Source organism: Streptomyces monashensis (assembly GCF_001866665.1).
GTDB lineage: Bacteria > Actinomycetota > Actinomycetes > Streptomycetales > Streptomycetaceae > Streptomyces > Streptomyces monashensis.
Window position 1 is genome coordinate 1 of the sequence record NZ_MLYO01000030.1, and the last position, 15,043, is coordinate 15,043.

9 protein-coding genes are annotated in these 15,043 nt (G+C 72.8%); all 9 read right to left on the minus strand.

Annotated elements, in window-relative coordinates; genetic code table 11:
* Positions 1-1,469: homocysteine S-methyltransferase family protein (locus tag BIV23_RS17990; RefSeq protein WP_245790566.1), on the minus strand; the 1,469-nt coding region annotated here is incomplete at its 3' end.
* 65 nt (positions 1,470-1,534) lie between these two features.
* A complete protein-coding gene (locus tag BIV23_RS17995) occupies positions 1,535-2,509 on the minus strand; it encodes a carbohydrate kinase family protein (protein WP_071381902.1) in 975 nt (324 codons plus the stop codon).
* Between the two features lie 37 nt (positions 2,510-2,546).
* Positions 2,547-3,767, minus strand: a complete 1,221-nt coding sequence (gene metK, locus BIV23_RS18000) for a methionine adenosyltransferase (protein ID WP_071381903.1) — start codon at positions 3,765-3,767, stop codon at positions 2,547-2,549.
* Positions 3,768-3,838: 71 nt separating this feature from the next.
* Positions 3,839-5,863: a condensation domain-containing protein gene (locus BIV23_RS18005; RefSeq protein ID WP_177239936.1), complete on the minus strand. Its 2,025-nt coding sequence runs from the start codon at positions 5,861-5,863 to the stop codon at positions 3,839-3,841.
* Positions 5,864-6,262: 399 nt separating this feature from the next.
* Positions 6,263-7,093, minus strand: coding sequence for a 4'-phosphopantetheinyl transferase superfamily protein (locus BIV23_RS18010; protein WP_071381906.1), 831 nt, complete (start codon positions 7,091-7,093; stop codon positions 6,263-6,265).
* Between the two features lie 65 nt (positions 7,094-7,158).
* Positions 7,159-8,937 carry an acyl-CoA dehydrogenase family protein gene (locus tag BIV23_RS18015; protein WP_245790565.1) on the minus strand — a complete coding sequence of 593 codons (1,779 nt, stop codon included), beginning with the start codon at positions 8,935-8,937 and terminating at the stop codon, positions 7,159-7,161.
* A gap of 179 nt (positions 8,938-9,116) precedes the next feature.
* Positions 9,117-9,299 (minus strand): DUF5302 domain-containing protein, encoded by a 183-nt coding sequence (locus tag BIV23_RS18020; protein WP_071381905.1) that lies wholly within the window; start codon positions 9,297-9,299, stop codon positions 9,117-9,119.
* Positions 9,300-9,335: 36 nt separating this feature from the next.
* Complete coding sequence (locus tag BIV23_RS18025) at positions 9,336-10,862, minus strand: MFS transporter (protein ID WP_079173223.1); 1,527 nt, start codon at positions 10,860-10,862, stop codon at positions 9,336-9,338.
* A gap of 338 nt (positions 10,863-11,200) precedes the next feature.
* On the minus strand, positions 11,201-15,043 hold a 3,843-nt coding region (locus BIV23_RS18030; RefSeq protein WP_143079093.1), incomplete at its 5' end, for an SDR family NAD(P)-dependent oxidoreductase.

Genomic DNA, 15,043 nt, shown 5'->3' on the forward strand with positions numbered 1-15,043 from the left:
CAGATCGTGAACGTCAGGGTGTCGATGAGGATGTCCTCCTCACGGATGCCCCAGTTCCCCGTCAGGTCGGCGATCAGCCGCTCGGCGATCTCCACCTTCTTCTCCGGCGTACGGGCCTGCCCCTCCTCGTCGATCGTCAACGCGATCAACGCCGCACCGTGCTCCCGCGCCAGCCGGGTGACCCGGGCGAAACGCGAATCGGGACCGTCACCGTCCTCGTAGTTCACCGAGTTGATCACCGCGCGGCCGCCCAGCTTCTCCAGACCCGCCCGGATCACGTCGACCTCGGTGGAGTCCAGCACGACCGGCAGCGTCGAAGCCGTCGCGAACCGCCCGGCCAGCTCCTCCATGTCGGCCACACCGTCCCGGCCGACATAGTCCACACACAGATCCAGCAGGTGCGCACCCTCACGGATCTGCTCCCGCGCCAGCTCCACACAGTCGTCCCAGCGGCCCTCCAGCATCGCCTCCCGGAACTTCTTCGACCCGTTCGCGTTCGTCCGCTCACCGATCGCCAGGTACGACGTGTCCTGCCGGAACGGCACCGTCTGGTACAGGGAGGCCGCGCCCGGCTCCGGGCGCGGATCACGCACGGGCGGCGTCACCCCGCGCACCCGCTCCACCACCTGCCGCAGATGCTCCGGCGTCGTACCACAGCACCCGCCCACCAGCGACAGCCCGTACTCACGCACGAACGTCTCCTGCGCGTCCGCCAGCTCGGGCGCGGACAGCGGGTAGCTGGCGCCGTCCTTGGTGAGGACCGGCAGGCCCGCGTTCGGCATGCACATCAGCGGCACCCGCGCGTTGCGGGCGAGGTAGCGCAGGTGCTCGCCCATCTCGGCCGGCCCGGTCGAACAGTTGAGGCCGATCATGTCGATGCCCAGCGGTTCCAGCGTCGTCAGCGCGGCACCGATCTCGGAGCCCAGCAGCATCGTCCCCGTCGTCTCGAACGCCAGCGAGCAGACCAGCGGCAGGTCGGCACCCAGCCGGTCCAGCGCGCGGCGCGCGCCCAGCAACGCGGACTTCGTCTGGAGCAGGTCCTGGCTGGTCTCCACCAGCAGCGCGTCCGCGCCGCCCGCGATCAGACCCTCCGCACTGCGCTGATAGGCGTCCCGCAGGACGTCGTATCCGACGTGCCCCAGCGTCGGCAGTTTGGTGCCCGGCCCCATCGAGCCCAGCACCCAGCGCGGCTGTCCGCTGCGGGCCGCGAACTCGTCCGCCACCTCACGGGCGATCCGCGCCCCCGCCTGCGACAACTCGTGGACGCGATCGGCGATGTCGTACTCCGCGAGCGCCGAGTGGTTCGCCCCGAAGGTGTTCGTCTCCACACAGTCGACGCCCACCGCGAAGTACGCCTCGTGGACCGCGCGCACGATGTCGGGCCGTGTGACGTTCAGGATCTCGTTGCAGCCCTCCAGTTGGCGGAAGTCCGCGAGGCTCGGGTCCTGAGCCTGGAGCATCGTGCCCATCGCACCGTCCGCGACCACGACACGGGTGGCGAACGCTTCCCGCAGGGTCGTCGCCCGGTTCGCCGTCACGACGCCACCGCCAGGTGTGCGCCGAGCTCGGCTCCCGCCGCGGCCCCGTACGTCGCGGTGACCACGGCGAGCAGCCGTCGCGGGTCGAGTTCGTAGGACTGGGAACCCACGTGGGACAGCGCCGACGAGGCCACGGCGCAGCCGAGTTGGGCGGCGCGCCGCTGCGACCGGCCCCAGGCGACCGCGGCCAGGAAGCCGGCGCGGAACGCGTCGCCCGCACCCGTGGGATCGACGACCCCGGTGTCCGCGACGGCCGGGACGGTGAGCGCCGGGCGGCCCTCGTTCTCGATGCGGGCTCCCTGGCCGCCGAGCGTGGTGACCCACGTGCCGACGCGCCGGAGGACCTCGTCGTGGCTCCAGGCGGCGCGCTCCACCAGCAGCCCCGCCTCGTACTCGTTGGTGAACAGCCAGCGCGCGCCGTCCACCAGGTCGCGCACCTCGTCGCGGTCCAGGCGCGCGAGCTGCTGCGAGGGGTCCGCCGCGAAGGGGATGGCGAGTTCGCGGCACTCGAGCGTGTGGCGCAGCATGGCGGCGGGGTCGTTGGGCGAGACGAGGACCAGGTCGGGCGCCGGGTCCAGGTGCCAGAGGTCGATGTCGCGGGCCTCGGTCATCGCGCCCGCGTAGAACGCGGCGATCTGGTTGGTGTCCTGGTCGGTCAGGCACAGGAACCGGGCCGTCTGCCGCTGGTCGGAAACCCGCACGTGTGAGGTGTCGACGCCCTGTCCCTTCAGCCAGACCTCGTACTCACCGAAGTCGCTGCCGACCGCGCCGATGAGCAGGGGTGTGAGGCCGAGCCCGCCGAGCCCGTAGGCGATGTTGGCGGCGACCCCGCCGCGGCGCACCTCGAGGTCGTCGACCAGGAAGGAGAGCGACACGTGGGAGAGCCGGCCGGGGATCAGCTGGTCGCTGATACGGCCGGGGAAGACCATGAGATGGTCGGTGGCGATGGAGCCGGTCACGGCGATGCGCATGGGCGTTCCTGTCCCTGTCGACCCTGGCCGCGGACGCTCAGCGGCCCGCGGCGGCTTTGAGCTGGTCGGCACGGTCGGTGCGCTCCCAGGTGAATCCGGGCAGCTCACGCCCGAAGTGCCCGTAGGCGGCGGTCTGCCGGTACACCGGGCGCAGCAGGTCCAGATCGCGGATGATCGCGGCCGGGCGCAGGTCGAAGACCTGGTCGATCGCCTTCTCGATGGCGCTCTGCGCCACCACCGCGGTCCCGAACGTCTCGACGAACAGGCCGACGGGTTCGGCCTTGCCGATGGCGTAGGCGACCTGCACCTCGCAGCGTGTGGCGAGCCCTGCCGCCACCACGTTCTTGGCGACCCAGCGCATCGCGTACGCCGCCGAGCGGTCCACCTTGGAGGGGTCCTTGCCGGAGAACGCCCCGCCGCCGTGCCGGGCCATGCCGCCGTACGTGTCGATGATGATCTTCCGTCCGGTGAGACCCGCGTCGCCCATCGGGCCGCCGATCTCGAAACGGCCCGTCGGATTGACCAGCAGCCGGTAGTCGTCGGCCGCCAACTTGATGCCCTCCTCGGCGAGTTGGGTCAGAACCGGTTCCACGACCTGGTGCCGGACGTCGGGGGTGAGCAGGGTGTCGAGGTCGATGTCCGCCGCGTGCTGCGAGGAGACCACCACCGTGTCCAGGCGAACCGGACGGCTGCCCTGGTACTCGATGGTCACCTGGGTCTTGCCGTCCGGGCGCAGGTAGGGCACCGTGCCGTTCTTGCGCACGTCCGTGAGACGCCGGGACAGGCGGTGTGCCAGGTCGATCGGCAGCGGCATCAGATTCGGCGTCTCGTCCGTCGCGTAGCCGAACATCAGCCCCTGGTCGCCTGCCCCCTGCCGGTCCAGCCCGTCCCCGTCGCCGTGCGAGGCACCCTCCACCCGGGACTCGTAGGCCGTGTCCACGCCCTGCGCGATGTCCGGGGACTGCGCGCCGATCGACACCGACACCCCGCACGACGCCCCGTCGAACCCCTTCGTCGACGAGTCGTAGCCGATACCGAGGACCGTCTCGCGCACGATGCCGGGAATATCCGCGTACGCGGCCGTGGTCACCTCTCCCGCGACGTGTACCTGACCGGTGGTGATCAGCGTCTCCACAGCCACCCGCGAGGTGGGGTCCTCGCGCAGCAGCGCGTCGAGGATCGCGTCGCTGATCTGATCGGCGATCTTGTCCGGATGTCCCTCGGTCACGGACTCCGAGGTGAACAGGCGCGTCGTCATGTCTCTCCTGTGGTGTGAGCAGTTGTGGCACGGGAGGGCGCCGACCGCGGATGCGCCCGGCGCCCCGGGTGTCAGCGGGGGCGCCGCGCGGCGGCCGCGAGTGTCCTGGCGAATTCGACCGCGGAGGCCGCGGCGGCGGTGAGAACCACCACCGGCGGCATGCCGCCGCGTGCCACGACGGCCTGCGCCAGTTCGTACGCGGCGACGCCGCCGCCCGAGAAGGCACCGAACACGAGCGGGCCGTCCACCGCGTCCAGCATGCGCAAGGCCGCGTCCCGTCCCGCTCCTGTCTCGGGCGACTGCCCCAGCAGGACGAGTGCTTCGGGGCCGTCGTAGACGGCGGCGACGCGGGCGTGGGCGAGGCGGGAGGTGCCCGGTTTCCCGATGAGGCAGACGGTGCCCGCGCCGGGGCGCCGGGCGGAGCGCAGTACGTCCAGCGAGGGTTCGGCGTGGGCCGCGGTGGTACGGGGCGGCGCGGAGGGCGCGGTCAGCCGGATGTCGGCGAGCAGTCCGAGCATCTCGCCGACGGTCGTGGTCTCGCCCGCGGCGCAGGGCAGTTCGCGCAGCAGGAGGACGGTGTGCGCGAGCACTTCGTCGGCGTCGGCGAAGTGTCCGCGGTCGTAGGAGACGGTGAGGGCGAGGCCTTCGTCGTCGTGATGGGCGACGAGGGTGACGGGGAACGCCGTGCCGACGCCGAGCGTCTCGGGGAAGCCCACGTGAATGCCGTGTTCGGCGAGGTGGGGGGCGATTGCCTCGGGGGTGCTCGGGTGGTGGTCGAACACGAGCAGACTGCCGGTGTGTCCCACGTCCGGCTGTCCGGTCCAGGAGCGGATCTGGCCGGCCGAGACCCACTCGTACGCGGCCAGGTCGATGGCTTGGTCGCGCAGCCGGGCGAGGAACGCCGGCACGGTGGCGTGCGGGTCGACCTCGACCGTCATGGGGAGCGGGTTGCGCAGGGCCGCGGGCAGCCGCTCGATGCCGTCGAGGAGGATGCCGCGTCCGGAGACCGTGCTGCTGAAGCCGACGGCCGTGGGGCCGGTGGCCTCTGCCGCCCGGTACAGCAGCATGGCCCACACCGCGTGGAGCACGCTGCTCTCGGGTACGCCCCAGTTCGCCGCCCACGCGACGAGGCGATCGGCCTGCCGCGGGGTGAGCCGGGCGCGCGTGTGGCCGGTTCCGCTGCCGGTGCCGGTGACCGGCAGTGCGGTGGCGGGCGTGAGCGGGCAGCCGCGCCAGAACTCCCGTGCGGCCGCGGTGTCCTGCGCGGCGACCCAGTGTGTGTAGTCGCCGATGTCGGGGCGCCGTTCGCCGCCGGGCAGGGTGCCGTCGGCCAGATAGGCGCGGTAGAACTCGTGCAGCAGCAGCCGCACGCTGTAGGAGTCGAGCAGGCCGTGGTGGAAGGTGAGCAGGACGCGCGTGGGCTCGGCGGCCTCCAGCGAGTGGGCCGCGCCGCCGAGGACGGTGATGCGCAGCGGACCCGGCCGGTGCGGGTCCAGGCCGCGACGCCGGTCCGCCTCGACGAGCGCCGACCAGTCGGCGCCGCCGTGCGGCAGCCGTACGACCTCGGGGACGACCCGTTCGTGCAGCACGATGTGCGGCTCGGGCCCCTCCTCGAAGGCGGCGCGCAGCACGGTCTCGTGCGCGAAGACGGACGCCCAGGCGGCGGTGAAGCGCTCGTGGTCGAACGGCCCGTGCCAGACGAAGGCGAGCTGTTCGCAGTGGCGGCCGGCGCCGGAGCGGGCGTCGGCGTCCGCGATCAACTCGCGCTGCAGCGGGCTCGGTTCGATCCTGCGTACGAGCGGGCCGGCCGACGAGGCGTGCGTGAGCAGGTCGGCGAGGAGCCCGGCGGGGGCGTCCGCGCTGAGCCGTAGTGTGTGATGGCCCGGCCCGTGCCGCTGGAGGCTGTGGTGCCGGCCCCCGGCCTCGGGCGGGCGGGCCGCGATGCGGTCGATGCGGTCCAGGGCGGCCTGGAGCCGCCGGGCGTCGAGCGGACCGCGCAGTTCGAGGACGGGCGCTTCGTCGGGAGTTCCTCCGAGGTCGACGACGACGGTGATCGGCTCGTCGGGCACGGCGTGCGAGGAGTGGTCAGCGGTCATCGTCTTCGGGGCACGCAGGTGCACGCAGCCGGGTACGGCCGTTGCGCACGCATGCGGGATCCCCCTCCCTCCCCTCTGTCCGGGTGCGGAACGAGTATGCGAAGACCCACCCATAAAGGCCTGACACGGCGCTGACACGGCGGTGGTCCCGGCGTCGGCGAACGGGTCTGCCCGGCACGGTGCCGCGCGAGCGGGGTCCGGACGGCTCATGGCGACCCCGACGCGGCGCGTGCCACGGGGCATCGCCGGGCTCAGCCATGGCGGCCTCCTCGTCCTCGCAGGCGCATCTGTCGCCCTCGTACCCTAGGAGTGCAGGTGAGGACGGGTCCGATTCCTCGAGCGGGCCTCGAACCTCCCTGTGTCACAGGTGGGGCGACGGCTGCGGGCGGGCCGGGCACGTCAGTCGAGGAGTTCCGTGACGGCTCCCATGAAGCCCTCGTCGAGCATGGTGGCCGCCGCGGTGTCGCGCGCGCTGCCCAGGCCCGCGTCGTGACTGGCCACGCTGAGGAGATAGCGGCCGAGGACGCGCCGCGTGACGAAGGCCCATTCGCCGTGGGCGGCGGGCCTGCCGTCGGGGGCGAGCAGTTCGCCGCTGCCGACGCCGAAGCCGAACTCGGTGAAACCCAGCCGCAGGCCCTGGCCGAGCGCCTTGGTGTAGGCCTCCTTCAGGGTCCACAGGCGCAGCATCTCCGCGGGGCGCTCGGCCTCGCCGAGGGCTTCGAGTTCGATGCGCTCGGCAGGCGTGAGCACATGGCTCTGCAGCAGGTCGTAGGACATGCGTCGGTCGACGGGTTCGGCGTCGACACCGATGCGGCCCTCACGGCTGATGCCCACGGCGATCAGGTCGTCGGTGTGGGTCAGGCTCACGTCGATCTGGTCGAGGCCGCGCAGATACGGCCGTCCGCCGATCTTGTAGGCGAGGTCGATCTCGACCGGGTCGACCCGCAGGGCGGCCGCGGCGGTGAACTTGGTGGCGAGCCGGGAGGCGACGAAGCGGTAGCGGAGCGTGGGGTCGCCGGTGCGGCGGTAGCGCTGCCAGTCGCGGCCGAGCAGGGGGCGCAGCGCGGGGTCGGCGACGGCGGTGGTGAGCCACTCGCCCCAGGTGGTGTGGACGACCGCGTTGCCGTAGCGGTCCATGGACTCCCGCACGCGGTGCCAGGGCGCGTCCGGTCCGCTGACGTGGACCGGCGCACCGATGCGCTCGGCGCCGGGGAACCGGTTGGTCGTCAATGTCCCTGCCTTCTCGAAGGTGTCGGTGACGTCTTGGGCGGGCCGGCCGCGGTGGGCCGGGGGTGTCACAGCGCGTACGCGACCGCGTCGAGGTCGCAGCTGCGGCCGTCCCGGTAGCGGCGGACGAGTTCGTCGACAACCTGTTCCTGACAGCCCTCGGGCAGGTCGGGCACCGGGATGCCGAGCCGCTCGCCGAGCCGGGACAGGGCCAGCACGGCCCAGGCCGGGTCGGCGAGGAACGGGGCGCCGCCGTCCTGGCCCTCCCAGATGCCGAGGATCGCGGCGGCGCCGACGACACGGCTGTAGCGGTCGCTGAGGACGGCCACGGCGGGATCGGTGAGCGCGGTCCCGGGTGTCGGCAGGGAGCGGCACCGCTCCTGGAGGGCGCGCAGTTCGGTGACGAACGCCTCGGCGAGCGCGGCGAGCGCGGCGATGTGTCCGCCGACGCCGCGGGACGCGGCGAGCCGGGTGGCACAGCCGACGAGTGAGGCGGCCATGAAGTCCCCGCCACCCGCGATGCCCAGTACCCGGTAGTCCAGGTCGGGCAGTTCGGCACCGCTGCGGAACAGTTCGGGCGGCGGCTCGTCCTCGGCGAACCAGGACCGCTCGGCGAGACCGCGCAGCTGGGGCACGAGCACGGCCTGGCAGGAGGCGCTGCCGGCATGGCCGAGACCGGCGACGGGCAGGTCGCGTGCGAGTTTGTCGAGCGCCCCGTACTCGGGGCTCTCGTGGTCGTAGCCGCGCGCGCCGAGGACCGTGGCGAGCTCCTCCAGGTCCTCGCGCAGCAGCTCCGGCACCACGTATTTCACAGCGGCGGCGAAGAGATGGGCACCCGCGGGCAGCAGGCTCAGCGCCCGCAGGACGACGGTGGCCATGGCGTCGCAGGCCAGCAGGTCGGCGAAGACGCCCGCGAGGGGCTTGTGCCAGCGCTTGGCGAGGGGCCCGCTGCGGCCTTCGGAGGCGGCCCGTACGGCGGAGTGCAGCACCGTGCCGGCGGACGCGGTGACGACACCGCAGATCAGGCTGCGGTTGACCTGGAACGTGCGCAGGGCGAGGGACACTCCCTCGCCGGCGGCACCGACCAGCGCGTCCCCCGGAACGGGACAGTCGGTGAACTCCAGGCCGCTGAACAGCGCCCCGCGCATGCCCGGGGTCCGGACCCGGGGCAGGTGGTGCGCGTGCTCCGGCCGCTGTCCGGCGGGATCCAGAAGCAGCACGGAGTGGCTGCGAGGTCCGCGGGCGGCGTCGGTACGGACGTAGGCGACCTGCAGGTCGGCGCGGCGCGCGTTGATGATGACGTCCTTGCGTCCGCTGAGCCGATAGCCACCGGGGGCGGTGCGAGCGGTGAACTCGTCGCGCAGGATCGCGTTGGCGTGCGCCAGCTCGTGGTGCAGGATCGTCGCCCGCCGGCCGGTGAGCAGCAGGTCGGCGACGTCCTGGCGCTGGCGTGCGCTGCCGGCGGCCCAGACGGCGCCGGTGGCGAACAGCGAGATGATGCCGTAGCCGAAGCCGAGGGCGACATCGCGCCGGAAGACGGGACGCAGGACGCGGGCCAGCAGGTCGGCACGGGTGAGCCGGCCGCCGTGCGCGACGGGCACGAACTCGGCACCGAGGCCTTCCTCCGTGAGCAGCGCCTCGGTGACGGCGGGTGGTTCACGCCGGGCGTCGGCGGCGAACAGGGCGCGCAGACCGTGCGGATTGGCGGGGTCGTAGGGGTCGCCGAGGAGCGCCTCGAGCCGTGCGGCGCGTGCCAGGGCGTCCGCTTCCTGCCCGCCCTTTCCCCCGGCGGGGCGCTGGGTGATCTCGGCGATGGTGGTCATGGCGGCGGCGGTCAGCTCCCTCATCGGCGGATGGGGCACTCCGTGCGCGCCCGTGCGTCCGACCTTGACGCGGAACGCTCGAGACCTGGTCGAAGAGTTCTCGAACCACCGTCCACGGACCGGCCTCGCACGTCCCGCCCGTAAACGGCTGTGGCACCCTCCGGATACCGGAGGGTGCCACAGACTTTTCACGCGGTTCTCGATCACCCGGTCTTACGGCGGAAGTAACGCTTCTTACCGGCTGGCCCGCTCATGTTCCTGACCTTGAGACGGCCCTCCTCGTGCGCCTTCCTCGCGTGCGACTCCTGGGCCTTGCGCTCCAGCGCCTCACGGAATTTCTCGCGGTCCGCGTTCTCGTCGGGAGTTTCCTCGGGCTTCTCCGTCATACGAGCCTCCTTGTTCTCCTCGGGAATGGAATTCGCCTAGGCGGCGTCGGGGACGAGACCGTCCGCGACGAGTTCACCGGACGCTCCGTCGTCGTTCGTCCGGCCCGGATCCTCGCTCCCGTCGGTCGCGGCCGCCGGCTTGCTGCGGGGCAGCAGCGGGGTGAGGGCCGCGGTCAGTACGAAGGCCGCCACGTTGTACCAGAGCGTCGTCTGGACTCCGTCACCGAAGTCACTGACCCGGGACGCGCCGGCTGCCCCGGCTCCGGTGCCCACCATCCCGAAGAAGATCGCCCCCACGACGGCGATGCCCGTCGCGGAGCCGAACTGCGTCATCGCGTTGACCACACCGGATCCCGCGCCCGCATCCGCGGGTGGCAGGTCGCCGAGCACGGTCGTGGCGAGGATCGGGGTGCTCAGACCCATGCCGACGCCCATGAGGAAGGCCGCGCCCGCCACGTACGGCCAGCTCAGATCCGCGCCCTTGGCATGCACGGCGACGATCACGGCCAGCGCGCTCAACGCCATGACCAGCGCTCCGGCCGCGACGAACTGCCGGCCCCGGGTGGCACCGAAGCGCCAGCCCAGCTGGAACGTGGCGACGATGCCGAGCGGCCACGCCGCGATGGCGAACGCCGTCTCGCCCACCGACCAGCCCAGACCGAACTGCAGGTAGTAGGTCAGCACGAAGGAGAACGACGTGATGCCGGTGAAGGCGAGCAGCGACACCGCCAGGCCGGCGGAGAAGGACCGTTGGCGGAACAGCGTGGGCGGCACGAGCGCCGAGCCGTCCGCCCTGTGCCGTCGCCGCTCCTGGACGACGAACCCGCCGAGCAGCGGCACCGCGGCGGCCATCACCACGAACATCCAGCCGGGCCAGCCGTGTTCGCGCCCCTGCACGAGCGGGAACATCAGCGCCAGCGACGCACCAGCGAGCAGGAGCACACCGGGCATGTCGAGACGCGGACGCTCGTCGGCCCGGAACGAGGGCAGCGCACGGGCACCGACGAGCAGTGCCAGGAGGCCGATCGGCACGTTGACGAAGAACACCGGCCGCCAGCCGAGACCCATCAGGTCGAGGTCGGTGAGCAGGCCGCCCAGCAGCGGCCCGCCGATGCTGCCCAGGCTGAGCAGCCCGCCCACCAGGCCCGCCGCCAGTGCCCACTCCTTCTGGTCGAACGTCCTGACGATGACGGCCATGACCTGGGGAAGCATGAGCGCGGCCATGAGACCCTGCGCGAAGCGGCCCGCCACCAGCATCTCCGGGTTCACCGCGAGGCCGCACAGGGCGGACGACGCGGTGAACAGCCCGACACCCGTCATGAACACCCGCTTCGCCCCGAAGATGTCCCCCAGCCGTCCTCCGGTGATCAGGAACATCGAGAAGGCGAGCGCGTAACCGGCCAGGGTCCACTGTGCGGTGGAGAAACTGATCTCCATGTTGCGCTGGATGCTGGGCAGGGCGACCGTGACGATGTTCGTGTCGAGGCCGTCGAGGAAGGACGCGATGCCCAGGACCCCCAGGGCTACCCAACGCGCCCGGCCGAGCTGTGGTGTGTCTGTCACTAGATCAACTCCTGTGTGGATCGTGGGGGGTGGCACGGCGGGTCCGAGGTGTACGGCGGGGCTGCGGTGCCGAAGCGCCGCGCGTCCCGTCGATCGCCGGGCCGTGGCGCTCACCCCGGCCGGCCGGGTGCCGGTCCGGGCGGGCCGCCGCAGTGACGGGCTACCGCTCGCGAAGCGGTGCGGACCCCGGACCTTGGGCACATCGTGCTCCTCGGTCCGAGGCCGCGCCACGGACGGATCTCGTCACTCCCACCTTCCCGACCGGTCCTGGACCCGCACTCGAGCGCGTCTGTAGCGGACGCCACGGGTCCGGGCGGGCCGACCGCGTCCCGCCCCGGTCACAGACCCCCGAGTACGGCGTCGAGCGCCTGGTCCATCTCCTCTTCGGACAGGTCCCCGGCGGCCTGGAGAGCGTCGGCGCCGGCGCTCTGCGCGCCCGCCCGCTCCGGCTGCGCGAGGACGAGGAGCCGCTCCAACAGGCCGCTGCTGCGCAGCTGTTCGGCGCTGACGCGGGCCAGCGCCCACTGCGCGGCGCGCGCCGGGTCGGCGGGCGGCACATCGGCCTGGTCCGCCACGTCGAAGGACAGCTGCTCGTGCAGGAAGCCGGCGATCGCCCGCGGTGTCGGATAGTCGAACGCGAGGGTGCTCGGCACGCTGATCCGGGTGTACCTGGCGATACGGTTCCTGAGCTCGACGGCCATCAGCGAGTCCCAGCCGAACTCCCGCATCGGCTTGTCCATGGGGACGTCGGCGGACAGGCCGAGCACCGCGGTGACCTCCTGCTGCACGAAGGTGCGCAGCGAGACCTCCCGCTCCTCGGCGCTCAGCGCGGCGAGGCGGTCACGGAACTCCGGGTCCTGCGCGGCGGACTGCCCCGCCTGCTTGGGCTTCGGACGCACCAACGTCCGTAGCAGTGCGGGCAGTTGTTCCACCGCCGCCCGCTGGAGGTGCACCAGGTCGAGCTTGGCGGGCACCAGGTGCGGCTCGGGGCGGTCCAGCGCGGCGTCGAGCAGGGCCAGCCCCTCGGCAGCGCCGATCGGCCGGGCGCCCTGGCGGCGCATCCGGGCCAGCTCGGCCTCGCCCAGGTGCCCGGTCATACCCGCACCGCCCTGGTCCCACAGGCCCCAGCCGAGACTGACGGCGGCCAGACCGCGGCGGCGCCGGTGCGCGGCCAGGGCGTCCAGGAAGACGTTGGCGGCGCCGTAGTTGCCCTGTCCGGGCGAGCCGAAGGTACCCGCCGCGGACGAGAAGAGCACGAACGCGGACAGGTGCCGGTCCTTGGTGAGCTCGTGCAGGTGCCAGGCGCCCCGCAGCTTCGGGTCGAGGACGCGTGCGAAGCGCTCGGGTGTCTGGTTGCGTACGACACCGTCGTCGATCACCGCCGCGAGGTGCAGCACCCCGGTCAGGGGGCGGATGCCGTCGGCCTCGGCCACGGCAGCGGCGGCCTGCTCGGGGTCGGCCACGTCGCAGGCGACGACGCGCACGGACTGCGCGCCCGCCGCCTCCAACTGCGCGGTGAGCTCCTCGGTTCCTGGCGCGCCCGGTCCCTGACGTGATGTCAGCACCAGGTGCCGGACGCCGTGTTCGGCGACCAGATGGTGGGCGACCAGGCGGCCCAGCTCACCTGTGCCACCGGTGACGAGCACCGTGCCGTCCGGGTCGAGGGCGCGCGGGGCGGTGAGCACGATCTTGCCGGTGTGTCGGCCCTGCGCCATGTACCGGAAGGCGTTCGGGGCCTCCCGCACGTCGTACGAGAGGTACGGCAGCGGCTCGATCGCACCGCGGTCGAGGAGGGTGGTGAGCTCGGTGAGCATCCGGTGCAGATGCTCGGGCGCGAGCGACATCAGGTCGAAGGCGCTGTACGTGACGCCGGGGTACGCCCCGGCGACCACCGCCGGGTCACGCACGTCGGTCTTGCCCATCTCCAGGAACCGGCCGCCGCGCGGCAGCAGCCGCAGCGAGGCGTCGGTGAGCTCCCCGGCCAGCGAGTTCAGAACCACGTCGACGCCGGCGCCGTCGGTGGCAGTCAGCCAGGCTTCGGCGAACGCCGTGTCGCGCGAGGAGGCGATGCGCTCGTCGGGGATCCCGAGCCCGCGCAGTACGGGCCACTTGGCCGGCGACGCGGTGGTGTACACCTCGGCCCCCAGGTGCCGGGCCAGCTGTACGGCCGCCATGCCCACGCCACCGGCTCCGGCGTGCACGAGCACCTTCTCGCCGGCCGCGAGCGAACCGAGCTCGGTGAACGCGTAGTACGCGGTGAGGAAGGCGAGCGGGATCGTCGCCCCCTCCTCGAAGGTCAGCGCGTCGGGCAGCCTCGCCATCAGGTGCCCGTCGCCGCGTACCTGCGTTCCGAAGGCGCCGAGCGCGAGGCCCATGGCCCGGTCACCGGGCCGCAGGTGCCGCACACCCGGGCCGGTCTGCGTCACGACACCGGCGAACTCCAGGCCCAGCTTGGGGGTTTCCACCATGCCGAGGGCATTGAGCACGTCGCGGAAGTTCATTCCGGCAGCGCGTACCTCGACGCGCACCTCGTGCTCGCCGAGCGGCTCGGTGTCGTCGACCGGGACGAGGCGGAGGCTGTCGATGCTGCCCTTCTCCGCGATGTCCAGGTGCCAGGGCCGCCCGCCCGGGGGCGGTGTGAGCGGGGAGCCGCCCTTGGCCTGTTCCTTCGCTGCGCGCACCAGGCGCGGCGCGTAGGCCGCGGTGCCGCGCAGGGCCAGCTCGGGCTCGTCGGCGAGGGAGAGCGCACCGGCCAGCGGTCCGGCCGCCGGCTCCACGCCGTCCAGGTCGACGAGACGCACCGAGCGGTCCGGGTGCTCCCCGCGCACCGCCCTGATCAGGCCCCACAGCGGGGAGTTGGCGAGCTCCGTCACCGTGTCCTCGGGGCGGGCGGCGACCGCGTCGCGGGTCACCCAGACCAGCTCGGTGTCCTCGATGCGCGGCTCGGACAGCAGCCGCTGAAGCAGCGGAAGCACGTCGAGCGCCGCCGTCCGCGCCCGCTCCCCCGTGCTGCCCGTGGCCGGGGGTGTCGTTGCGTCGACGACGATCCGGCGGGGGCCGTCCCCGTCGGCGAGGAGCTCGTCGAGCGCGCCGTACCGGGGAACGTTCAGGGCCTGTGCCACCGTGTCCGCGTCCCCGAGCACCACGGTGCCCGCGAGGCCGGCCGCGTCGTCAGGCACCTCCACGGGCTGGAAGTCGACGCGGTAGAGGTGGTCGGCAGCCGACGGCAGGGTGCCTCGCAGCTGTGCCGCCTGCGCCTGCTGGATCTCCAGGGCGGCCGCGCGCAGCACCGGTTCACCCGCCGGGTCGGTGACGAGCACCGTCACCTTCCGGCCGCCTGGGCCATCGCCCGCGGACTCCGCCACGTCGACACGGACCCGCAGCTCGGTCCCGCCCGTCGCGTGCAGAGCGACGTCGGTCCAGGCGAACGGCAGCAGCACCGTGCCCTCGGGCCGCTCCCCGGTGTCCACTGCGGCGAGCGTGTGCAGGGCCGCGTCGAGGAGCGCCGGGTGGATGCCGAACCCGTCGGCCGTGAGGCCCGCGGGCAGGCGGACCGTGCCGTACGCCGTGCTGCCGCTGCGCCACAGTTCTGTCAGTCCCTGGAAGGCGGGACCGTACTCCAGGCCTTGGCCGCGCAGTGTCGCGTAGAAGTCCTCGAGCGGGAGCGGCTGTGCGTCCGCCACCGGCCAGTCGCGCAGCCCGGCGGCGACCTCGGCCGGCATGTCCTGCTCGTCGTCGGCGAGTTCGCCGGTCGCGTGCAGGGTCCAGGAGCCCGGTTCCACGGCCGACTCGGGCTGGCTGTAGATCCCGACCGTCCGGCGTCCGTCGTCGGGCGCGCCGACCCTCACCTGGAGGCGCACCGGGGTGTCCGCCGTGAGGATGAGCGGCTGGGCGAGGGTGAGTTCGCCGACGCGGGCGGCCCCGACGGCGCGGGCGGCGGTGAGCGCGAGCTCGAGCAGGCCGGTGCCGGGCACGAGCACGGAGCCGAGGACGGCGTGGTCGCGCAGCCAGGAGTGCTCGGTCAGCGCGAGGCGTCCGGACAGCAGGTGACCGGCACCGTCGGCCAGTGCCAACTCGGCGGCTATCCAGTGGTGTTCGCTGGGCAGCAGACCGCTGCCGCGGGCGTCCGTCCTGCCGCCGGGGGCGGATTCCAGCCAGTAGTGCTGTCGCTGGAAGGCGTA

Bases quoted from the DNA above. Each gene is read 5' to 3' on its own strand.
- metK (WP_071381903.1), bottom strand. From the start codon at position 3,767: ATGACGACGCGCCTGTTCACCTCGGAGTCCGTGACCGAGGGACATCCG.
- BIV23_RS17995 (WP_071381902.1), bottom strand. From the start codon at position 2,509: ATGCGCATCGCCGTGACCGGCTCCATCGCCACCGACCATCTCATGGTC.
- BIV23_RS18020 (WP_071381905.1), bottom strand. From the start codon at position 9,299: ATGACGGAGAAGCCCGAGGAAACTCCCGACGAGAACGCGGACCGCGAG.
- BIV23_RS18015 (WP_245790565.1), bottom strand. From the start codon at position 8,937: ATGAGGGAGCTGACCGCCGCCGCCATGACCACCATCGCCGAGATCACC.
- BIV23_RS18005 (WP_177239936.1), bottom strand. From the start codon at position 5,863: ATGACCGCTGACCACTCCTCGCACGCCGTGCCCGACGAGCCGATCACC.